We start from the raw sequence: 22,482 nt of genomic DNA, 5'->3' as shown, positions 1-22,482 counted from the left end.
ACTATTTGTTTAATTATTTAACTGATTTAATTGCAATTTGTTTTAGTAAGTCGCTTTATTACGACTAAAAGTTAAAGTTTTGAACCCGCTGAATAAACTGCCCCCGAGACCTGTGAATTATGTAAGTTTTGAAGATTATTGTGTAACGGTTTTCTTTTGTGAAGGGTTAACTTTAGCTATCTACTCCAATTAAAAAATGGATTAGCATGCTATGCCAAAGACTATCAATAAAGGCGAACTTGAAAAAGGGAAATCACATATGATCGCTAGAATCATCCAATATGTTCAGGATGCAGTAGTAATTAAACCCAGCCTTAAAAAAACGACAGGTAGTATATACCTGATGTCATATTACACCGGTCTGGAATTTCTAGAAAAAACTTCGGCCTTTGATACGTTTGCCCAGATTATTGAAAGCAGTGCCACAATTTTCATAACCGCGTGGAAAAGCTCTTGGGAACTGACCACAGTATCATTATTCCGGCGTACCAGCCAAGTTAGGTCGAACCGTATGAACGCTCCAAAATGATTCCGACGATCATCAAACCTGGTTACGACTATTTTAATAAAATCTTCACATGGTCATTAAAAATAATCCACTTCATTTCCAATTATGAAAAATAGTGATCGCCAAAAAAAGAGAAACATTCTCATCGCCGTTTTCTCGGGCAGGGAAAGCGCTGAACTTGGTGTAAAAGAGCTTATGGATAGTCATTATACTAAGGATGAAATTAATATCATTATGTCAGAAGAAACCAAGGTTAACTTATTTGCTGAAATAAACCATGTCGCCTTGCTATCTGAAAACAGCTCTGAAATGATCTTTGACGGCATGAAGACGGGCGGTACAGCCGGAGGTGTTCTGGTAGGGATTGCCGCATTTATTGCAGCTGTGGGAAGTAATTTAATTATTCCTGGGTTAGGTCTGGTGGCTTTAGGGCCTATGGTGGCGGGCTTAGTAGGTGCTGGCGCAGGCAGTATCGCCGGCGGACTTATAGGAGCATTGATCGCCTATGATGTACCAGAAAACAAAGCAAATCTTTTTAACGAAGAACTAAAAAAAGGCAAGATTTTAATCGGCGTTCATCCCCGAAACTTCGGTGACATCGACAAGTTTCAAAATGCCTGGAAGAAAATAGGTGCTGAAAAAATTTTCAGCAATGCGTATTAACTAATCTTATGATGAATAAAGCTATTTGGATAGTCATTGTTGTTTTCGTTGCAGCAGGGGTAAGTTTTGCAACTGTTAAATTCACCGAGGATTATGATCAGCCGGTTGCAGCTAACGATGGAAAAGAAAATTTCCATTCGATAACTCGCTTATCCGCCGGTCAGACGGCATTTGTGGCTCACCCTGATTTTACTGAAGCCGCGGATGCGGCCTCTTGGCAGGTGGTCCATATTAAGGTAGAGATTTCCAGACAAAGTTACGCTCCGGAGGGCGTTATGCAGGGATATGATCCTCGCGAACCTCGTGTCGGTTCTGCAATGGCATCGGGGTCAGGTGTCATTATCAGCGCGGATGGTTATATTGTCACCAATAATCATGTCATCGAAAATGCCACAGCTATGCAGGTTATTTTGGCTGATAAGCGCACTTTTAAAGCTAAACTCATAGGCCGTGACCCTAACACAGACCTCGCCCTGATCAAAATTGACGCAACAGGTTTGTCAGCTATTAAGTTTGGAAACTCAGATCGGGTCCAGGTCGGCCAGTGGGTATTGGCCATCGGTTTTCCCTTTTCTTTAAATACAACTGTTACCGCCGGAATCATCAGTGCTAAAGAACGAAACATCGGCCTGATCGGAAATAAAGAACGGCAAAATGACCCAAATGATCGTTCGTCGTCAAATGCAGGTTCGGCTGTAGAAGCCTATATACAAACTGACGCGGCGATCAATCCAGGCAATAGCGGAGGGGCATTGGTCAATACCAGCGGTGAGCTGATCGGTATAAATGCAGCGATTGCTTCGCAAACCGGTGGCTATGAAGGATATGGCTTTGCCATTCCGATTAATCTGGCGAGGAAGATTATCGGCGATTTGAAAAAATATGGGGTAGTAAAACGCGGCATGCTGGGTGTAAGCTTCCCGGCGCCTGCCACCGAGGACCAGGTTCTTCGTCAGAAAGGAATCGATCCGGGTACCATCAAAGGGGTATATTTAACCGGTGTACAGACGGGTGGCGCTGCAGCGGAGGCTGGGTTAAAAGAAGGGGATATTATTCAAAAGATAGACAGCTTACAAGTTATGTCGTCAGTGGAACTTTCAGAAAAGGTTGCCAGGCATCACCCCAATGATCAGATCAAGATCATTTATTCACGGGGCGGGAAGATAGCGACCACCGAAGCCACTCTTAAGGCGCAAGCTGAAAATACACAGCCCGCTAAAGTCGGATCTTCGATGGAAGATATCTACAATAAACTTGGCGCTAAATTCGCGCCCCTGGATGACCGGGCCAGGCAATATTTCCAACTCAGAGCAGGTATGCTGGTCACAGCCATCGCGCGTGGCGGCTTTTTTGAACAGATCGGTATACAAGCCGGATCCATCATAGTGAGTATAAACGGCTCGGAAGTAAGTAACCCGATTGAACTGAATAAAGCCCTGATGGGTGCAAGTAACGGTATCATACACATCGCCTGCTTAACACCTGATGGCTTAAGGGTAATGTTCAACATCTCCCTCGGCGCATAAATGATCGCAAATTTCAATTCCACTCACATCTATTATCAAAAATCATGAAAAAAATTCTTTTATTGTTCTTAGCTGTGTTTTTTGTGTTTGTCACGCAAACGCGCAGGTTCAAAAAGGGAATAAATTGGTCGGTGGAAGCTTTGTCCACATTCTGCTCGGTCCAAATGATCCTCACGTATTCAGTGTCAACCTGACTTCCAAAGCTGCCTGGTTCGTACGAGATAATATCGCCTTTGGCGACTATTTAAACCTCGGCGTTCAAACCGCTACACTATAATCTTTCCCCCTGCTATAATAGCCGTGTTCTCCCTTTTAATATGCTGACCGATGCTTGAAATGGACAATTAATCTGGCGTAAGTATGGGGCAGCTTAGCTGATCAGCGATGACCGAAAGCAAAATTTATTGACGGAGGTTGATTTTTTACCGGACGACCTATTGAAGAAAAAATGACTTACCGTGTGGAAGCCTGTGAAGATCGCCTTAAAGGCACGATAAAATAGTCAAAACGATAGCTGAACTCACTGGTGCTGATTCAATTTTAAAAGGAACAAAACACAGGATGATGTTTGCTCATACACTCGGAGGACGATTCCCTTACTTACGATTGGAAAAGCGCGGGTCCTTCCGCTAAGATCAAACGGGCCTTTCAAAATCTTTCTATATCCTTTCCACTATGCAATTTAAAGGCCGGACAGTACTCTATGCAGAGGCAAACCTAAAGGCAAAAATAAAGGACATTGCCCTAACCGTTGAAGCACTCAAACAACAGCCAACAGTAAGTGCCGCGTTTCAGCGAACAGCGATAGTTTTAAAAAGTATAGCTAATCTTCTATTAAGGTAAGTAACCCAACATAGTACCATGACCACATTATCCGCGATAGCTCTTTTTCTTGTGAGTTTTCTCTTGATGACCATATCAAGCTTTATCCTTGGTGCCAGCGTTGAAAAATTCAAAGTTCGTTACCTATTACCGGGCGCCGTTGTCGGGATGGTCGCAGCGCTGGCAGCAGATGCACCAGAGATCGCTTCTGCAATAACAGCTTTGTTTGCTGGAAGCCATAATGTCGGCATCGGGATCATTATCGGTTCCTGTATCTTTAACATCGCTGTGTTGATAGGGTTAAATGCCCTCATCATTGATAAATTGCCTTTGAACAGAAAAGCCCTTCTTTGGGATGGCGCGACATCGCTGATCATACTAAGTATTTTGATCTTACTGCTTTACAAGTATATTTCGCCATTATTGGCATTTCTACTGTTCGTCGCAATTCTTATCCCCTATATTTTAATATCCGTTCTCAAACCGCGAAACACTACTGAAAAAAGGTTATCCGGAAAGATGAATAAACTCGTTCAGCTGACTGATCAACAAAACGAGAAAGTTGCCAAAGAGAAGCATGCTGTTTTCTGGAAGTCATGGTCAGGCACCTGGCCAGCGGTGATTTCGGTTGCAGTTATCATCGCAACAAGCGTCGGAATGGTTAATTCCGCTATATTTTTGGGGAAATTAATGGGGTTGAACCAGGTTATATTGGGAACGATCATATTGGCACTGTTGACCAGCATACCCAATATGATCACTTCACTGAGATTGGCCAAAGAAGGAAGCGGTGCAGCCGTAATCAGCGAATCTCTGAACAGTAATAACCTGAATATATTTATAGGCGTCAGTCTGCCCGTTGTGCTGACCACGCTTGGGATGGTCACCAGGCAGGCCTTATTTTCAGTATGGTGTTTGCTGGGCATTTCCTTTACCGCGCTGGCCCTCTTATATTATTTCAAGGGATTCAACAGACTGGCTGGCGCAGTTATCATAGGCCTTTATTTATTGTTTGTACTGTCCTTGGTTTTTTGGCGATTCTGAGAAAAAGGATCATTCCTTATACAACCGTCATTCGCCACTTTCTTAGCAATTTTTCTGGCAGTACCGGCCATCCAGATCAACAATCGATCTTTTTGCAAATCATATTGTTTTATGTCAACCCAGATTTTTAACATTGTTTTTTCAAGAGCGAACGCTGCTTCCTCCTGGTTGCTAACCGAACAGCAAATTATTTTGAAGAGTATAGGTGCATATTGGTCATAGAGTAATTCTGCGCCTTGCGGATCATGTCTCATTATAGCTTCCAAAATGTCTCTGTCAGATACTTTTTTCATCAGTATTCCATTTGTAATGGATGACCCAAAGCTGCTCTTTTTAAGCCTTTACCCACTCTACTGCCTGGGTATATTCATCTAATTTAAAACCACGGGGGTGCCCCGGAAAAGCGAAGCCGAGCAGATTGGTCACGTTTTTAATTGGATCATCATCCGAAACAATGGCAATTTTCCCCCAATTACTAAATTGTTTGACCGCCATTTTAAAATCGTCCCACCACACGCCGGCTTCAAACGAAGCTATGCCAGATTTTAAAACCACCAGGTAGTTGATCTCTCCCTGTTGTTTGGCCAACTCATTTAACCGTGGGACCACGATGGTATCATAATCGTGTTTGCTCACTTCTCCGCTTATTTCAATACCGGTAATATATTCTGGCAAGTCTTTGATCAATTGTATCATATCGATTCTATTTTAATTATTGTGGACACCTAAATCTTTGGGTTATTGCTATAACTTAAAAGAGCGCTATCTTCAGTCGGTTTCGAAGAGATTTAAAGTTATCGGCCGGAGGCAGAAAATGCTATGGGCAGAAGCGGGTGGAATCGATTTTGCTCCTCGAAATAGAAGTACTTCAACCGGTCTTAGATATGCCCGTTTGAATCTTGTTTATAATTGCTCTCAGCATAACCGTCCAGCGTTTTCATGAATGCTTTTTTATCTCTTCGATTTTTAATAAGATAGAACACGATAAATAGTCCAGCGGCAATGACAACCAGTGTAATAATTAACCAATGTTTTTCCATTAAGCCGACCATTTTTTAAAATGCTAATTTGTTGATACTTCCTAATTCCTTGTAAACGACTTGATAATCAGTAACAAAATTCCATGTTTTTATATAATGTTCATTATGCAATTCCTGCTTATTGGTTACATGATTCCCACATTCGGCCGCCGTAGTTAAGCTTTTATTCATGATACTTGATCGGAAAGCAACTCATGGCAACGTTGTTTTCAAACCTGGGAGCCGCCATAATATATTGTATGGTTATGGCGCTATCGGATGTGTGAATTATGCAACACTTGCCAAAAATTCCGTAAGCTATTAAGATCCGAAAAATTCATTTTTGGAATAGCGTAATTAAATAGTTAAGTATGAGCCAGCAAGTAAGTGATTTTGTGATCTCCAGGTTAAATCAATGGGGTATTTCACGCATTTTCGGTTTTCCCGGCGACGGTATAAACGGATTTATGGGCGCCCTGAACCGGGCTAAAGATAACATGGACTTTGTTCAGGTACGGCATGAGGAAATGGCTGCTTTTATGGCTTGCGCGCATGCGAAGTTTACCGGTGAGGTAGGTGTTTGTATGGCCACTTCCGGTCCTGGCGCGATTCATTTACTGAATGGGTTGTATGACGCGAAAATGGACCACCAACCTGTGGTAGCCATTGTCGGACAACAGGCACGTATGGCCATGGGCGGCAATTACCAGCAGGAGGTTGACCTTATATCGCTATTTAAAGATGTCGCCCATGAGTATGTGCATATGATCACCGATCCGGCGCAGGCCAGGCATGTGATCGACCGGGCCATTCGCATTGCCAAAGCAGAACGCACGGTAACCTGTGTGATCGTGCCTAACGATGTCCAGGAACTGGATGCGGTACCAGTGCCGCCTCGCAAGCATGGAAGCTTACATTCCGGTGTCGGCCACGCCGTGGTATCCAGCATACCGCCAAGTGGATCTTTAAAACAAGCAGCGGATCTATTGAATGCAGGTAAAAAGGTGGCTATCCTGGTAGGTGCCGGCGCACTACACGCCCCTGACGAGGTCATGAAAATTGCCGATCTATTGGGTGCCGGGGTTGCCAAGGCATTATTGGGCCGGGCCGTGTTGCCGGATGATATTTCTTATGTAACCGGCTCCATCGGCCTGTTAGGCACCAAACCCAGCTGGGATATGATGACCGAATGCGATACACTGCTCATGATCGGCAGCAGCTTTCCGTATTCGGAGTTCCTGCCCGAAGAAGGCCAGGCCAAAGGCATACAGATCGATATCGATAATAAAATGCTGAGCATCCGCTATCCGATGGATGTCAATTTAGTTGGCGATAGTAAAGAGACCTTAAAAGCGCTGATTCCCCTGGTCAAGTACAAGGATGACCGTGACTGGCGTAAGGATATTGAAGAAAATATAAAAGACTGGTGGAAGACCATCGAAGCTAAAGCGATGAATTCGGCCAATCCCATCAACCCGCAGCGGGTATTCTGGGAACTTTCTCCCCGTTTGCCGGACAACTGCATCATCACATCCGACTCGGGTTCTTCAGCTAACTGGTTCGCCAGGGATCTGAAGATACGTAAAGGAATGATGGCGACGCTTTCAGGAAATTTGGCAACGATGTGCCCCGGAGTTCCGTATGCTATCGCCGCCAAGTTCGCCCATCCCGACAGGGTATCCATCGCCCTGGTCGGCGACGGCGCGATGCAGATGCTGGGCATCAATGGCCTGATCACCATTTCCAAATACTGGAAGCGATGGTCGAACCCCAACCTGGTCATTATGGTATTGAACAACGGTGACCTGAACCAGGTTACCTGGGAACAGCGCATCATGATCGGCGATCCGGAATTTGAGGCTTCACAGGAAGTTCCGGATTTTCCATATGCACATTATGCGGAGATTCTTGGCCTTAAAGGTGTAAAAGTCGATGACCCGGAAAAATTGGGTGCCGCCTGGGATGAGGTGCTTTCCGCTGATCGCCCGGCTGTACTTGAAGTGGTAGTAGATCCGAATGTCCCTACGATACCACCGCATATCAGTTTCCAGCAGATGGTGAACTTCAGTAAGACCCTGCTCAAAGGCGACCCGAACGAAATAGGCGTTATCAAACAAACGTTTAAAGATTTAGTAGACGGCATTTTACCGCACAAGGATTAATCCTGTCACTCCTGCTATGGAAAAAATAATGTCTCTTTCGGTATCTGTTTATACCGTTCCTACAGATCGCCCTGAATCTGATGGCACGCTTGAATGGAACAGCACAACGATGATCCTGGTAGAACTGGCAGCTGCCGGTAAAATGGGAATGGGCTACACGTATGCAGCCCCGTCCTTAGCCGGGTTCATTGACCAAACGTTGAAACCGCTGGTTGTTGGTCATAACCCACTGAATACCCAGGAAATATTTAAAGCTATGGAAGTTGCCATTCGTAACGAAGGCAACTGCGGTATGGCGCGGATGGCGCTTTCAGCAGTCGATAACGCGCTTTGGGACCTGAAAGCTAAAATCCTTGATCTGCCGCTTTGCAGCCTGATAGGTACGGTACGCAGCGAAGCGCTGGTTTACGGCAGCGGCGGCTTTACTTCCTATACCGATCACCAGCTCGAAAAACAGCTAGGTGGATGGGCGGAAGATGGCCTTATAAACGTGAAGATGAAGGTAGGCAGGCATCCGGGCAAAGATCTGCACCGGGTAAAAACAGCCCGAAAGGCTATTGGTAAAGATGTGGAGTTATATGTTGACGCCAATGGCGCTTATGATACCAAACAGTCGCTGGAGCAGGCTGAAAAATTTACTGAACACGGCGTCACCTGGTTTGAAGAACCTGTTTCATCGGATAATTTAAAGGGCTTGCATTTGATCCGTGAGCACGCACCACATACCATAAAGATTGCCGCCGGCGAATACGGCTACAATGATGCTTATTTCCTGAACATGCTGGAACAAGGCGCCGTAGATGTCTTGCAGGCAGATGCGACCCGTTGCGGCGGTATAACCGGCTTTTTAAAAGCAGGGCAGTTATGCGAGGCCTTTCAATTACCCTTTTCTTTTCACTGCGCGCCCGCCATGCATTTGCATGCCTCGCTTTGCCTGAACGCTTTTTTTATCGGCGAATATTTCCATGACCACGTACGAATAGAACAGTTGTTCTTTGACGGGGCCATCAAGCCGGAAAAAGGTTACTTAAAACCCGACCTGTCCAGGCCGGGATATGGATTGGATTTTAAAGAAAGGGATGCAGCGCCTTATAAAGTTGCCTGAAAAATAATCACATGAAAACAGCAGCAATACAGGCAGAAGTAAACGAAATTAACATTACCTTATTGGAGGCGGAGCTTAAGGGCGCCATAGAGGGTGAGGTGAGGTTTGACACCGGCAGCCGTGCCGCGTATGCTACAGATGCCTCAAACTACCGCCAGGTCCCTATTGGTGTCGTGGTACCAAAAACCCGCCAGGATGTGATCATCACGATGGCCATTTGTCACAAATATAAAGCGCCGGTCATCTCCAGGGGCGGCGGTACCAGTTTGGCCGGGCAGGGCTGCAACGTCGCAGTGCTGATCGACATGTCCAAATACTATCATAACGTTATAGCGATAGACGAGAAGCATAAACTGGTCAAAGTAGAGCCTGGTATCGTGCTCGATACGATGCGGCACGCCACAGAACAACAAGCCGGCTTAACTTTCGGCCCCGATCCGGCGACGCACAGCCATTGTACTATTGGCGGCATGATGGGCAATAACTCCTGCGGCGTGCATTCTGTCATGGCGCAGTTTTATGGCTACGGTGCACGCACCTCCGATAACACCGAAAGGCTGACGCTGCTGACTTATGATGGTTTCATCATGGAAGTGGGCCCGACCAGTGAAGAAGAATTGGAAGCCATCATTGCCAAAGGCGGCAGAAAGGGTGAGATCTATGGTAAGCTGAAAAATCTGCGGGATAAATATGCAGATAAAATAAGGGAAAAATACCCCAAAATACCGCGGCGTGTTTCGGGCTATAACCTGGATGACCTGCTGCCGGAAAATGGTTTCAATGTAGCCAGGGCGCTTGTAGGTTCTGAAAGCACTTGTATTCTGATCCTGGATGCTACCCTGAAATTAATGCCCAAACCAAAAGAGCGAAGTTTGCTGGTACTGGGCTATCCCGATGTCTATGCCGCAGGCAGCGGTGCGCCCGAAGCGATGAAACATCAGCCGGTAGCTTGCGAAGGATTGGATGACCAGCTCATTGGTTACATGGAAAAAAAGGGTCTGCATCCCGATGACATCAGTATCCTGCCGGAAGGAAAGGGCTGGCTGTTAGTCGAATTTGGCGGCGATACGAAAGCAGAATCGGATCAAAAGGCGCAGGACCTGATGGCCGACCTGAAAAAAGGTGATCACCCGCCCTCGATGAAATTATTTGATGACCCGGCGCAGGAACAGAAGTTATGGGAAGTACGGGAATCCGGCCTGGGGGCTACGGCTTTCGTGCCCGGTATGAAGGATGCCTGGCCCGGCTGGGAAGACTCGGCCGTCCATCCCGGCAACGTGGGCGAATATTTAAAGGAACTGCGCGCGCTTTTTGACAAATATGGTTATAAGGCTGCCTTATATGGCCATTTCGGCCAGGGTTGTATCCACTGCCGTATCGATTTCGATCTAATTACCAAAGAAGGAATTGACAAGTATCAGCAATTTACCATAGAGGCCGCAAAATTGGTACTGAAATACGGTGGCTCTGTATCCGGCGAGCATGGCGACGGCCAGGCACGCGCCGACCTGCTGGAACTGATGTTTGGCGAGGAACTGATGCAGGCCTTCCGCGAGTTTAAAGAGATATGGGACCCGGAATGGAAAATGAACCCGGGCAAACTGGTGGAACCCTATGGCGAGATCGCCAACTTACGTTTTGGGACAGATTACAATCCGAAGGTGCTGGAAACGCATTTTCAATTCCCGGAAGATGATGGCAATTTCGCGCATGCTACCATGCGCTGTGTCGGCGTAGGTAAATGCCGGCGGCATGAAGGAGGAACCATGTGCCCGAGTTATATGGTAACTAGAGAGGAAGAAGACTCCACCCGCGGCCGTACCCGCATGCTTTTCGAGATGCTGCAGGGTGAAGAAATCAAGGATGGCTGGCAAAGCGAGGAAGTAAAAGAAGCACTGGATCTTTGCCTGGCCTGTAAGGGTTGTAAAGGCGATTGCCCGGTTAACGTGGACATGGCTACCTATAAATCTGAATTCCTGTCACATTATTACGAAAAGAAGCTGCGGCCGCGGTCTGCCTATGCCTTCGGGCTGATCTACTGGTGGGCGCGTGCCGCTTCCCATTTTCCGGGTATCGTCAATTTTGTGACGCATAACCCGCTTACCTCCGGGCTTTCCAAATTTATCGCGGGCGTAGCGCCGGAGCGCAGCATACCTAAATTTGCTGCTCAAACCTTCCGGGATTGGTTCAGGGAAAATAAAAAAGAGAATCCATCCAGGCCCAAAGTCATTTTATGGGCGGATACTTTTAATAATTTCTTCCTGCCGGAAACGCTGGTTGCCGCGACTGAAGTACTGGATGCCGCCGGCTTCGAAGTTACCGTACCCCAACAGATGCTTTGCTGCGGAAGGCCGCTCTATGATTTCGGAATGCTAAATATGGCCAAGAACCTGCTGCGGGAGATCATGGAATCGCTGAAGGATGATATTGTGCACGAAGTGCCCATTGTTGGTCTTGAACCAAGTTGCGTGGCAGTATTTCGTGATGAGTTAGGCAACCTGTTTCCAAATAGAGAGGATGCCAAACGGCTTAAAAAGCAGGTATTTACCTTAGCCGAGTTCCTGGACAAAAAAGCGCCGGATTTCAAAATTCCCGAATTTAAAGCCAAAGCGGTCGTGCACGGGCATTGCCACCACAAAGCGATCATGAAGATGGACAGCGACACTAAAATGCTGGCAAGCATGCAGCTGGATTATCAAATGCTTGATTCGGGATGCTGCGGCATGGCGGGCTATTTCGGTTATGAAGCCGGCAAGCATTATGAGGTCGGACTGGCGGCCGGGGAACGGGTGCTGCTTCCTGCGGTAAGGGGCGCGGATAAGGCGGCGATCATCATTGCTGACGGCTTTAGCTGCCGTGAGCAGATCGAGCAGGGAACCGGGCGAAAAGGCCTGCATACCGCGCAGGTGTTGCAAATGGCCTTGCGGGAAGAAAAAACAGACCTGGCCTATCCCGAAAAAAAGTATGTGGATGGGATGAAACTGAAGAGCGGCAGTATGCCGGCCTGGCTCATCGCAGGTATCGGCGCAATGGCCTTTGCTGCTGTATGGGTTATTACCTTAAAAAAGAAATAAAATGGAAATAGGAAAAAAAATATGGGCCATCGCCGAAGGTTATATCCCCGCCTGGAGTCATGGGCCGGCACCTGAGTTTACCAGCCATGAAGCGGCCTGCATTTTAAACGCAGGCGATAAGGATGCGCATGTCGAACTGACGGTCTATTACGCCGACAGGGACCCTGCCGGACCTTATCCGCTGCTGGTGAAAGCCAAACGCACCCTGCACATACGGTTCAATGATTTGAAAGATCCGGAAAGCATCCCGCTCGGCACTTCCTATTCCAGTGTGTTTATTTCGGATGTGCCCGTTGTTCTGCAGCATACGCGGCTGGACTCGCGTCAAGCAGAGAACGGATTATTCAGCACGATCGCTTATTCTGAATAATGACCTTAACATCGCAATCGATCTTTGAGGCCGGTTCCCCTCAGGCGGAGCATATCCGCAGCCTGACCTATGGATTTATACTGGCGGCGCTGGCCATACTTTTTTTGGTTGTTGGCCTGACCATTTATATCGTGATAAAATTCCGGGCAAAAGACGATACCAAAGAACCCCGGCAAACGACCGGTAACCGTACACTGGAGATCGGTATGGTGGGCGTACCGCTGTTACTCGTTGTAGGGTTCTTTTTTTGGTCACTTAACACCATGAGTTCCGGTATGCCGGATCATGAACATCAAAAACCGGATATTATTATCACCGGGCATCAATGGTGGTGGCAGGCGGTTTATCCTGGTACAAATGCAACGGCTGCGAACGAGATCCACTTACCCGTCGGCAGAAAAATATTGATGCAGTTGAACTCAGCGGATGTAATTCATGACTGGTGGGTGCCTGCACTGGGCGGTAAAATGGATATGATACCGGGCGTCGAGAATTATTTATGGGTTACGATCAATAAAACAGGAATTTACGAAGGTTCGTGCAGCGAATTTTGCGGGCAGCAGCACGCTTGGATGCGGATCAAAGTCGTCGCACAAGCCGAAAAAGACTATAACAAGTGGTTAATAGAGCATACCAGAGCCGCAAACCTGCCCACCGATCCTCTGGCCCGAACCGGGCAGGCGCTATTTGCCAAAGCCAGCTGCAGCAATTGCCACCGCATATCCGGAACGGATGCAATGGGTACCGAAGGGCCGGACCTAACTCATTTCGGCAGCAGGCAAACCATGCTGACCGGGCTAATGGATAATACTCCGGAGAACATCAATAGATGGCTCACTGATCCGCAAAAAGTAAAACCCGGCGCGCATATGCCACGCTTTATTTTCGGCCCGGACAGCGTCCGTGCTTTAACCGCCTACTTAAAACAGTTGAAATAAATGGAGACGATACAGGTACCGGAACCGGAAGAATCCATTCCCAGTTTGAGCGTCAGCAATAACCAGGGTTTACTGCAATGGATCTCCTCCATTGATCATAAGCAGATCGGTATCCTCTATCTGTGGTTATCCATATTGTTTCTGCTCATCGGCGGTGCTGAGATTTTATTGATCCGTGTTCAGCTGGCCGTTCCGAACAATCATTTTCTACAGCCTGAGATTTATAACCAGTTGTTCACCATGCACGGCACCACGATGATCTTTTTTGTAGCGATGCCGGCGATATTCGGGTTCAGCACTTATTTTGTACCCTTAATGATCGGCGCCAACGACATGGCTTTTCCCAGATTAAATGCTTTCAGTTTATGGTGTACATTTTTCGGCGGACTATTGCTGTACTTTAGCTTTTTAGCAGGCGGCGCACCGGACGCGGGCTGGTTCAACTATGCGCCGCTTAATCAGTATAATTATTCCTCTTCACCAGGCATCGACTATTACTGTGCCGGGCTGCTTTTCGCGGGCATAGGAACGGTTTCTGCTTCTGCCAATTTTGTGGTGACCATACTCAAATACCGGGTAAAATCGATGAAACTTAAGCAGATGCCCGTATTTGTCTGGATGGTGCTGATCAACTCCTTCCTGGTACTGGCGGCGTTTCCGTCATTAAACGCTGCTTTGGCCATGCTTTTATTAGATCGCCAATTACATGCGCATTTCTTTAGCGCGGCAGGCGGCGGTTCAGCTGTTTTATGGCAGCACCTGTTTTGGTTATTTGGCCATCCCGAAGTTTATATACTCATCCTGCCTATTTTTGGAATCTTTTCTGAAGTATTCCCGGTTTACAGCCGTAAACCCATATTTGGTTATGCCTTTATCATCGGTTCGGGAATAGCCATTGCCTTATTGGCTTTCGGGGTTTGGGTCCATCACATGTTCGCCACCGGCCTCGGTAATACGGTAAACAGTTTCTTTGCCGCCAGCAGCATGCTGATCGGTATTCCCACAGGGGTCAAGATATTTAATTGGCTGGCTACCATGCATGGAGGCGCCATACGCTTTAAAGTTTCCATGTTATTCGCCCTCGCGTTTTTGATCGAGTTTACCATAGGCGGGTTAAGCGGCATTTCGTTCGCGATCGTACCCATCGACTGGCAACTGACCGATACCTATTACGTGGTAGCCCACCTGCACTTCGTATTTATCGGGGGTACGCTTTTTGGTTTATTTTCCGGCTTGTTTTACTGGTTTCCCAAAATGAGCGGCCGTAATTTAGATGAGCGATTAAGTAAGTGGTTCTTCTGGCTTTTCGTAACCGGATTCAACCTTACTTTTTTGGTGCAGCACGCGCTTGGCGCCATGGGTATGCCGCGCAGGGTATACACTTATCCTGATCTCCCCGGTTGGGGCATCTTAAACCTGATCTCTTCTGCAGGCGGTTTTGTCATGGGTATTGCTACATTATTACTGGTTTACATCATCGTTAAAGCCGTCCGCTCCGGTGAAAAGGCAGCGAATGATCCCTGGGATGCCAATACGCTGGAATGGATCACTACGTCGCCGCCTCAGCTTCAGAATTTCGTAAAAGTAATTCCCGTAAAAAGCACCCGGCCCTTCCGTGATTACAAAAGGCCCGACGATGCGGACTGGAAAGAAAGGAGCGTCGATGGAAAATAAACTAATGATCAAGCTCATCGTAGGTACTGAAGCCATGTTTTTCCTGGCGCTGATCATGGCGTTCGTTTATTTTTCATTTACGCCGGATTTTAAATCCCACCAATTGCTTAACCTGGACCTAAAAACCACCGGCCTGTTTAGCCTGCTTTTATTTTCCAGCAGCTTTACCTACTGGCGGGCAGAATCCAATTATCAAAAAGGACAAATTGCATGGCTTAAATTCTGGCTTGTGCTTACGATTATACTGGGCTGCGTTTTTCTGTTCGGCCAGGGGCGGGAATACTCCAGTTTGCTGGATAGCCACGTCAATGTAAGCAGCAGTACTTTCGGGACCAGCTTTTTTACCCTCACCGGTTTTCACGGCCTGCACGTTTTTGCAGGCATTATTGTGATCGGAATTGTTACGGGATTAACTTTTTCAGGGGATTACACCAACAAAAAATCTTCGGTGATCGCAGCGGTAGGCATCTACTGGCATTTTGTAGATATCGTTTGGGCCGTAGTGTTTTTGATCGTTTACGTTTTACCGCATATCAGTTAAGATGATGGAAATGAAACCTTTTACTGAACAATGGCATTTTGACCTCTTAACCCTTCTGTTGGTTAGCGGGATCATTTATCTATACTGGCTGATCACCGGATTCAGAAGCTTTAAAAATTACATATGCTTTTTACTGGTGCTTGTGCTTTTTGTAATAGCCGAATTTTCGCCGCTCCAGAGTTTAGGCATGCGGTATTTCAGCGTGCACATGATCAGCCATGTTGTAATCTTATTGATTTGCGGCCCACTGCTCATGACGGCGTTGCGTGTTAAGGATAGTTCACCCTTAAACGGCAAACTCTATAAACTGTCCTTCTTTTTTTGCAGGCATAGCTGGCTGGCTTGGCTTTCAGGTGTAGGCATCATGTGGTTTTGGCATATACCGTTCATTTTCGACGGTTCGATGAATACCATGGACGGTTCGTATAACTTGATTCCGGTACTGCAGGCCGCCAGTATGCTGCTGGCAGGCATGTTGTTCAGCTGGCCGATATTCGGTCCATTTAAATCTGCCCATCTACCGCCTTTATCGGGCATTGTTTATTTATTCACGGCTTGTATCAGTTGTTCGTTATTAGGACTGCTCATCACTTTCGCCCCGCTCAATACCTGGCACTTTTACGCAGCTATGGATATGCCTTTAAATAATCCCTGGAATATTTCGCTTCAACAGGACCAGCAGGCGGCCGGACTGATCATGTGGGTACCCTGCTGTTTCATATACCTAAGTGGCTGCTTATATCTGTTATACCGCTGGTTCACCGCATCAGAACAGCGCATTCAGGTACCGTTTAAACTAAACACACCTCTAATCCATCATGATTAAAGAAGAAAAAAATAGGATCATTGTTCCGGAACCTGACTGGGAAAAAGCCAGGCCGGAAATACTGCCCAAACCGACGTACTGGCCTTTTTTTCTGGCCATGAGCCTTGCTTTCATTTTTTGGGGATTGCTGACCACCTGGATAGTTCTGATAGCCGGCCTTTTAATTTTTATAACCGCCCTGATTGGCTGGATAAATCAAATAAGACATGAGTGCAGATGATGATTTCATAAAAGCGCCGGAAAATGAGGCACGGCGGAGCTTCCTGATCAAGCTCAGCCTGGGTTTAAGCGCGCTTGCAACAGCGGTTGCCAGTGTGCCTGTCCTGGCGGCCATTTTCGCGCCGCTGATCGAAAAGACCCCCAAGCTATGGCGCAAGATAGGTGACCTGGACAGTTTCAAAGTGGGCGCTACCAACCTGGTTACTTTTGAAAATGCGGATCCGGAAAAATGGTCCGGCGTTACTTCAAAGTCTGCAGCATGGCTACGCAGGGATGCCGACGATAAATTCACCGCCTTCTCGGCGAATTGCACTCACCTCGGCTGCCCCGTGAGATGGGAGGCGGAGGCTCATTTATTCATGTGCCCCTGTCACGGTGGTGTTTATTATAAAGATGGTTCCGTGGCGGCAGGGCCGCCGCCAAAAGCGCTTGTGCAGTATCCGGTAAGAATCAATAAAAACGACATTGAAATACAGACCTCGCCCATTCCAATCACCAATATCACCGCCTGAGCAGAATGAAAGTGTTAAAAAAAATATGGCATTGGATCGATGACCGCAGCGGCTTTACGGAGATCTTTACCCCGCTGATCCGGCATCCTGTTCCGCCGGGATCCAAATGGAGCTATGTTTTTGGGAGCGCAACTTTATTTTGCCTGGTATTGCAGGTGATCACCGGGGTAGCCCTTTCCCTGCTTTACCAGCCATCTTCTTCGGAGGCTTACCAATCACTGCAATTTATCACGGATAAAGCGGCGTTTGGCAATATATTGCGGGGCGTCCATTATTTCGGGGCTTCCATGATGATCATCATGGTGAGCATCCACATGATGCGCGTATACATTACAGCGGCTTATAAATACCCGCGGGAAATGACCTGGATCAGTGGGGTGATCCTGTTCTTTATGACCATTGCCATGGGCTTTACCGGACAATTGCTTCGGTGGGATTCGAACGGCGTGTGGTCCTCGGTTGTGGCTGCCGAGCAGTTGGGAAGGATACCGTTTATTGGCAAATGGGCGGCCCGGCTGCTGTTAGGCGGCGATACCATTGGCGGGCATAGTCTCAGCCGTTTTTATTCTTATCATGTTTTCATTATTCCGGCCATCATTTTCCTTTTTGTCGGCTATCATCTCCTGCTGGTGATCCGGAATGGTATTTCGGAACCGGCAAAGGTGGGCCGGCTGGTTGACCCCAAAACATATCGCGCCTGGTACAAGCAAATGCTGGTGGAAAAAGGTATCCCGTTCTGGCCATATGCCGCCTGGCGTGACGTTATCTTCGGCGCGCTGACCATGATCACGATTATTCTGCTGGCCATATTTATCGGGCCGCCCGCGTTGACCGGGCCGCCCGACCCGGCAGCGGTACATGCCAATCCATCGCCGGACTGGTATATGCTGTCTATTTTTTCATTGTTCGCTTTAATGCCGCCAAGGATCGAGTCGTATATGATCATTATCGGGCCCGGATTAACCATCCTGATCCTGCTTGCCCTTCCGTTCGTGTCCAATAAAGGCGAACGCCATCCGATCAGGCGGCCCTGGGCGGTATTCGGATCTGTCTGCGTAGTGGTATTCGTTTTCAGCCTGTTCTTACTGGGGGAGCGTTCGCCCTGGTCACCCAAATTTGATGTCAAGCCCCTGAAAGCATCGAATATCCACTCGGCAGATACCACGATTATTCAGGGAGCAGCCCTTTTTTACAAAAAGGGCTGCCTGTATTGTCACAAGATAAACGACCAGGGAGGATTGAAAGGACCGGAACTTACCGATGCCGCTTTAAGACTTTCTTCCGGAGACATGACGAACCGGATCGTGAACGGGGGCAGTGATATGCCAGCTTATGGAGGCATTTTGAGCAAGAAGGAGTTAGCAACCATAGTGATCTTTTTAAAGTCAAGAAAATAAAATTATTGGAAGAATGAAATAGCATTAACAGATAAAATTTAATCTTATAAAATCCTATGAAAACAATTACTACGAGCATTTTCGCACTATTTGTGCTCATTTTCCTGTCCGGCTGTGGCTTGATGGAAGATGTTTTTAAAACGGGATTTATCATCGCTCTTGTTTTGGCCATAATCATCGGGCTGGCGATATGGATCCTGTCGATCAGCTGGAAAAGGGTCACCAAACGTTTTCCGTCTGTCCGCGCTTTTTTTGAAAATCCAGGCGAGCCCGACCTGCAGCCGGAGGAAAGACAAAAGTCCTCATGAACATGAAAAATTTTGCCACGCTGCCATTTTATGTTAAACTGGCCTGTGTCTTATTCAGCCTGATGTCGATCGGCTATCTTGCGATCCAGGCAAAAGAAATCCTGTCGCCCCTCATTTTTTCTTGCCTGTTTGCTATTTTATTACTGCCGTTGGCCGCCTTTTTCGAAAAAAAGCTAAAATTCCCGAGAAGTTTCGCGGCTATGACGGCCGTGATTTTGTTATTGCTTGCCATTGGCGGTATGCTATACATATTAGCCACGCAACTAACTGATCTGGCAAGCGACTGGCCGCAATTTCAGCAGCAACTTGGAAAAGAAATAGATAGTTTTCAAAATTGGATAACGGTAAGATTTCATGTCAATGAAGCCAGGCAGCTTAAGTATGTCCGATCGGCAGCCACAGATATACTTTCGTCAGGCACAGCGGTAGTCGGCGCTACCGTGCTATCGCTTTCTTCCATCCTGCTATTTCTGGTCTTTACTTTTATTTATACTTTTTTCTTTCTTTTTTACCGCCGGCTGATCATGCGGTTCCTGGAATCGGTATTTCTGGATGAAAATAAAATGATGGTGCACCAGATCATTGAACAGGTACAATATGTTATCCATAAATATATTGTCGGATTGCTCATTGAAATGGCTATCGTAACCACATTCGTCAGTATGGTGCTTTCGCTTATGGGCGTAAAATATGCGCTATTCTTAGGTTTAGTTACGGGTATATTCAACCTGGTTCCCTATGTCGGAATTTTCACCTCACTTTTGCTGAGTACGTTTATCACATTTGCTACAGCCGCATCAGGCACGAAGGTATTGCTGGTTGTCATCACTTACCTCATAACCCACCTTACCGACAGTAACATCCTGCTGCCCTTGATCGTAGGTTCTAAAGTCCGCATCAACGCATTGGTTACTGTTTTGGGAGTGGTCATCGGTGAAATGCTGTGGGGAATACCGGGGATGTTTCTTTCTATACCGGTAATTGCCGTGTTGAAAATCATATTTGATCATGTGGCAACCCTTAAACCGTGGGGCATAATTTTAGGTGATGAGGACATAAAACAAAACAGGCTGGCCACCCGGCTGATGATGAATAAAAGGAAAAGTCATCGGACCTAATGATTTTGACGATAGGTTTAGCTTACTAAAATGTCAATAGATTCAAGATATCTTTAAAATTCTACATTCTTAATCCCCCAAAATTATTACTTATTCAGGATGGTTAAGATATACAATGGTTGGTACCTATTTCTGAAGTATAAAGGGTGCAAAATTGTTTCCGGGATCAGCGTCTCCGGATGGCTGGAAGTTCCGAACATTCAGTGGCATTGATTTAACCGACTAACAACGGGAAAATAGGTAAAGAATCCTATCCCTGTCGGAACTACCACCCCGCTATCCATGTTGAAAAGGTTGTCCCGTACTCCATTCATTACGGATTCCGCCGCTACTAGCACCCTTTTAAGAGTACCGGCAGATTAAAATTTTGTAGTTCCAAGTGACTCTTTTCTAATTCCCGACGCGATATATTAAGCAAGTCATTGATCATAGCCGTTATTTTAACGATCTGCGCTTCGCACGGGTAACCGTACTTATACCGATTTCATCTTCTGCTGTTTGCTTTTATAACGTGCATCTGCAATTAGCCGCTCATCCAGTTGAGCGGTGTTTTCAGCTCGTGGCTCAGCATCGCGATAAAATCATTCTTTCCCAGCTGGTCCTGCTTTGCAGCTGATTGTTTATACTGTTTTTAAGAAATCATATTGGAATATCGCCGGTAGTTCCTTTGTCATCAGCTTGTAGGATGGCTTTGATCCGATTTATATGAACCTGTGACAATTTCGCTCTTTCAAGCGATGAAGCTAAGGCGGCTCCGCGCTGTCCTTTTGAAATGGTGGTCAACAAGTTCTTGCGTTCCTCGAACATGCGCAATGCGGTCCACATGGTTTCTTCAATTTTTGCAGTTTGTTCTGCCAGTAAAGAAGCTGCGGTATAAGCATGACCTGTATGACATCGGTAGCGGGTAGAGTCCCCCTTATCCACCTGCCATAATACCCCGCCGCAACCGGGACAGTTAAACGGGACCTGGTCGCCCAAGGCATTCACCGACGCCAGGTCGCTCAATACCCGCGCCGCTATTTTGGCTTCGATTAAAACATCTTTGGGAATCGGTTTTTGGCGGCTTGGCTTTTTTGCCACTAGTCGGTAAAGTAATCCACCCATTTCAGCAATGGGCAGGCAATAGTCAACTTTAACCTGATTCAGTGCATTTTGAGGCATGGCGGGATATTCGGCGCAGGCCGGATCTTGTACAATGCAAGTGCCGCCGCATTTCTTGATCACCTTCATACCTGCTGTTCCATCATCTAAATATCCAGTCAGGATAATACCGATCACCCGGTTCCCAAATGCAACTGCAGCCGATCGGAACAACGGATCGATGCCGGGACGAGAACGGTTTTCCTGCGCACCTTTTGTCACCAATAATCTACCATCTTCATCAACCATCAGGTGATGATCTGAGGGCGCCAGATATAAATAACCAGACGAAAGCGTCATTCCGTCCATTGCCTGCGTACAATGGAGTTTGGTGTTCTTGCTCATGGCATCTAAAAGTACGTTGCCTGTGGCATCAGCAGAAATGTGTTGAACCACCAATAATGGCGCAGGGAAGTCATCGCCTAACTGACTGACCAATTCCGTTAAGGCAGTCAGACCGCCAGCTGACGTGCCGATGACCACAACAAATTGATTACTTCGCATGATTTTGATGGATGAGATTTAGAAATCCTAAGGTTTTCATTATTATGGTTTTAAATTATTCAGTGAAGCCGCACTATTGCTGATTCCAATTTTCGCTCTTTTCGGTTAAGGATATGACGGGATTTTTCCGCTATACATAATCTTTTTGAACCGACAGTTGTATCTAATAATGGAATCATAACAGTACTGACCGGGTAACTTGGTTGTGTTGGTGTTGAAACAGCTACTGTCTTAACGATTCTGTAATTCATGTATATAATGCTCGGGAAGATTGTCACTTTGGACTTGCCAATCCACCAAACATCTGATGTTCGTGAAAAAAAACCGCACCCTGACGTGCTGATTCGTTAGTAAACAGATATAAGTTTTGATGCATTGCTTCCGATTTTGGTAAAAGCGAACGCATGGCATTAATATAAACTAAATTTAAAGCAAGGACAGGGGGGCGGAAATTGATACACCTATTTAAAATATCTGCGCAATATGACTGGCACTTGTTTCTTTTGCTAAACGCCCAGTCTTCTGCGTGTTTGTAATTTGTTTATTTTTGATCCCGAACGTCCATTGTCGATTTTTCCAGCATAATCATTTCTCAGTAGCCTGTTATACTCTTCTAACAGATTTATATATTTCATTTGCCACTCATCATTTACAGTGTTTGGTTCCCTAAGCCTATACCCTTTATTTTCATCTGTTTCTTTGAAATCCTGACTGGTAAATAGTTTGGGAAACTCCTTTGAAAAATCATGCTTTATAAAGTGTCCGATCTGAAATATGATAGCAGGATTCAATGACCTATTGGCAAACCAATTGTAGATCGATCTCCTGTTAACTTTAAGGTCAACTGCTAATCAGCTAATGTTGTAACCGTTCCGTTTCATAACACATTCAACTATTTGCCCGGAATGTTTGTTCATAATTATTAAATCATTATTGATCTCGGTCGTTTAACATTTGCTTAAAGCTGTTTGCAAAGATTTCAGTGATATATACCTTTCTGCTAGTGTTTTGG

At 46.4% G+C, this 22,482-nt stretch carries 22 protein-coding genes; 17 read left to right on the top strand and 5 right to left on the bottom strand.

Annotated elements, in window-relative coordinates:
- Nucleotides 1-211 precede the first annotated feature (211 nt).
- The 4 genes from ACFQZX_RS17340 (at nt 212) to ACFQZX_RS17325 (ending at nt 4,563) form a co-directional block, all read left to right on the top strand.
- Nucleotides 212-529 (top strand): hypothetical protein, encoded by a 318-nt coding sequence (locus tag ACFQZX_RS17340; protein WP_377117751.1) that lies wholly within the window; start codon nt 212-214, stop codon nt 527-529.
- 84 nt (nt 530-613) lie between these two features.
- The gene (locus tag ACFQZX_RS17335; RefSeq protein WP_377117749.1) at nt 614-1,171 is read left to right on the top strand and encodes a hypothetical protein; all 558 of its coding nucleotides are present in this window, start codon (nt 614-616) and stop codon (nt 1,169-1,171) included.
- Nucleotides 1,172-1,179: 8 nt separating this feature from the next.
- On the top strand, nt 1,180-2,697 hold the full coding sequence (locus ACFQZX_RS17330) for a trypsin-like peptidase domain-containing protein (protein WP_377117747.1): 1,518 nt from the start codon (nt 1,180-1,182) through the stop codon (nt 2,695-2,697).
- Nucleotides 2,698-3,558: 861 nt separating this feature from the next.
- Nucleotides 3,559-4,563 (top strand): sodium:calcium antiporter, encoded by a 1,005-nt coding sequence (locus ACFQZX_RS17325; protein ID WP_377117745.1) that lies wholly within the window; start codon nt 3,559-3,561, stop codon nt 4,561-4,563.
- Here the strand turns inward: ACFQZX_RS17325 and ACFQZX_RS17320 are convergent.
- From ACFQZX_RS17320 to ACFQZX_RS17310, 3 genes are all read right to left on the bottom strand, one after another.
- Nucleotides 4,521-4,856, bottom strand: a complete 336-nt coding sequence (locus ACFQZX_RS17320) for an RNA polymerase sigma factor (RefSeq protein ID WP_377117743.1) — start codon at nt 4,854-4,856, stop codon at nt 4,521-4,523. The genes ACFQZX_RS17325 and ACFQZX_RS17320 overlap by 43 nt on opposite strands.
- A gap of 40 nt (nt 4,857-4,896) precedes the next feature.
- Nucleotides 4,897-5,259 carry a SpoIIAA family protein gene (locus ACFQZX_RS17315; protein WP_377117741.1) on the bottom strand — a complete coding sequence of 121 codons (363 nt, stop codon included), beginning with the start codon at nt 5,257-5,259 and terminating at the stop codon, nt 4,897-4,899.
- A gap of 182 nt (nt 5,260-5,441) precedes the next feature.
- A complete protein-coding gene (locus ACFQZX_RS17310) occupies nt 5,442-5,603 on the bottom strand; it encodes a hypothetical protein (protein WP_377117739.1) in 162 nt (53 codons plus the stop codon).
- A 350-nt stretch (nt 5,604-5,953) separates the two neighbouring features.
- Between ACFQZX_RS17310 and ACFQZX_RS17305 the strand changes: the two genes are divergently transcribed.
- The 13 genes from ACFQZX_RS17305 to ACFQZX_RS17245 are packed head-to-tail and all read left to right on the top strand — an operon-like array spanning nt 5,954 to nt 19,826.
- On the top strand, nt 5,954-7,744 hold the full coding sequence (locus tag ACFQZX_RS17305; protein ID WP_377117737.1) for a thiamine pyrophosphate-requiring protein: 1,791 nt from the start codon (nt 5,954-5,956) through the stop codon (nt 7,742-7,744).
- A 16-nt stretch (nt 7,745-7,760) separates the two neighbouring features.
- The gene (locus ACFQZX_RS17300; protein ID WP_377117735.1) at nt 7,761-8,849 is read left to right on the top strand and encodes an enolase C-terminal domain-like protein; all 1,089 of its coding nucleotides are present in this window, start codon (nt 7,761-7,763) and stop codon (nt 8,847-8,849) included.
- A gap of 11 nt (nt 8,850-8,860) precedes the next feature.
- Nucleotides 8,861-11,923: an FAD-binding and (Fe-S)-binding domain-containing protein gene (locus ACFQZX_RS17295; protein ID WP_377117733.1), complete on the top strand. Its 3,063-nt coding sequence runs from the start codon at nt 8,861-8,863 to the stop codon at nt 11,921-11,923.
- 1 nt (nt 11,924) lies between these two features.
- Nucleotides 11,925-12,293: a sensory rhodopsin transducer gene (locus ACFQZX_RS17290; RefSeq protein WP_377117731.1), complete on the top strand. Its 369-nt coding sequence runs from the start codon at nt 11,925-11,927 to the stop codon at nt 12,291-12,293.
- The gene (coxB, locus tag ACFQZX_RS17285; RefSeq protein WP_377117729.1) at nt 12,293-13,231 is read left to right on the top strand and encodes a cytochrome c oxidase subunit II; all 939 of its coding nucleotides are present in this window, start codon (nt 12,293-12,295) and stop codon (nt 13,229-13,231) included. Before ACFQZX_RS17290 ends, coxB begins: the two co-directional genes overlap by 1 nt.
- Nucleotides 13,232-14,905 carry a cytochrome c oxidase subunit I gene (ctaD, locus tag ACFQZX_RS17280; protein WP_377117726.1) on the top strand — a complete coding sequence of 558 codons (1,674 nt, stop codon included), beginning with the start codon at nt 13,232-13,234 and terminating at the stop codon, nt 14,903-14,905. It begins immediately after the preceding gene.
- Between the two features lie 4 nt (nt 14,906-14,909).
- Nucleotides 14,910-15,446, top strand: coding sequence for a cytochrome c oxidase subunit 3 (locus ACFQZX_RS17275; RefSeq protein ID WP_377117724.1), 537 nt, complete (start codon nt 14,910-14,912; stop codon nt 15,444-15,446).
- Between the two features lie 10 nt (nt 15,447-15,456).
- Nucleotides 15,457-16,272, top strand: coding sequence for a cytochrome c oxidase assembly protein (locus tag ACFQZX_RS17270; protein ID WP_377117722.1), 816 nt, complete (start codon nt 15,457-15,459; stop codon nt 16,270-16,272).
- Nucleotides 16,265-16,492 carry a hypothetical protein gene (locus tag ACFQZX_RS17265; RefSeq protein ID WP_377117720.1) on the top strand — a complete coding sequence of 76 codons (228 nt, stop codon included), beginning with the start codon at nt 16,265-16,267 and terminating at the stop codon, nt 16,490-16,492. The genes ACFQZX_RS17270 and ACFQZX_RS17265 overlap by 8 nt, the downstream gene beginning before the upstream one ends.
- Entirely contained in the window at nt 16,479-17,003 is a 525-nt protein-coding gene (locus tag ACFQZX_RS17260; protein WP_377117718.1) for a QcrA and Rieske domain-containing protein, read from the top strand. The genes ACFQZX_RS17265 and ACFQZX_RS17260 overlap by 14 nt, the downstream gene beginning before the upstream one ends.
- 5 nt (nt 17,004-17,008) lie before the next feature.
- Entirely contained in the window at nt 17,009-18,400 is a 1,392-nt protein-coding gene (locus ACFQZX_RS17255) for a cytochrome b N-terminal domain-containing protein (protein ID WP_377117716.1), read from the top strand.
- A 56-nt stretch (nt 18,401-18,456) separates the two neighbouring features.
- Nucleotides 18,457-18,708, top strand: coding sequence for a hypothetical protein (locus ACFQZX_RS17250; protein ID WP_377117714.1), 252 nt, complete (start codon nt 18,457-18,459; stop codon nt 18,706-18,708).
- A gap of 2 nt (nt 18,709-18,710) precedes the next feature.
- The gene (locus ACFQZX_RS17245) at nt 18,711-19,826 is read left to right on the top strand and encodes an AI-2E family transporter (protein ID WP_377117712.1); all 1,116 of its coding nucleotides are present in this window, start codon (nt 18,711-18,713) and stop codon (nt 19,824-19,826) included.
- A 639-nt stretch (nt 19,827-20,465) separates the two neighbouring features.
- Here ACFQZX_RS17245 and ACFQZX_RS17240 read toward each other — a convergent pair.
- Nucleotides 20,466-21,470 carry a chemotaxis protein CheB gene (locus tag ACFQZX_RS17240; RefSeq protein WP_377117710.1) on the bottom strand — a complete coding sequence of 335 codons (1,005 nt, stop codon included), beginning with the start codon at nt 21,468-21,470 and terminating at the stop codon, nt 20,466-20,468.
- 506 nt (nt 21,471-21,976) lie between these two features.
- A complete protein-coding gene (locus tag ACFQZX_RS17235; protein WP_377117708.1) occupies nt 21,977-22,261 on the bottom strand; it encodes a hypothetical protein in 285 nt (94 codons plus the stop codon).
- Nucleotides 22,262-22,482: the final 221 nt, after the last annotated feature.

Origin of the sequence: Mucilaginibacter litoreus (assembly GCF_042676805.1) — a bacterium.
In the GTDB taxonomy this organism is placed as follows: Bacteria; Bacteroidota; Bacteroidia; order Sphingobacteriales; family Sphingobacteriaceae; genus Mucilaginibacter; species Mucilaginibacter litoreus.
The sequence above is the reverse complement of the archived record's forward strand: the minus strand, read 5'-3'. Positions and strand labels throughout refer to the sequence as shown.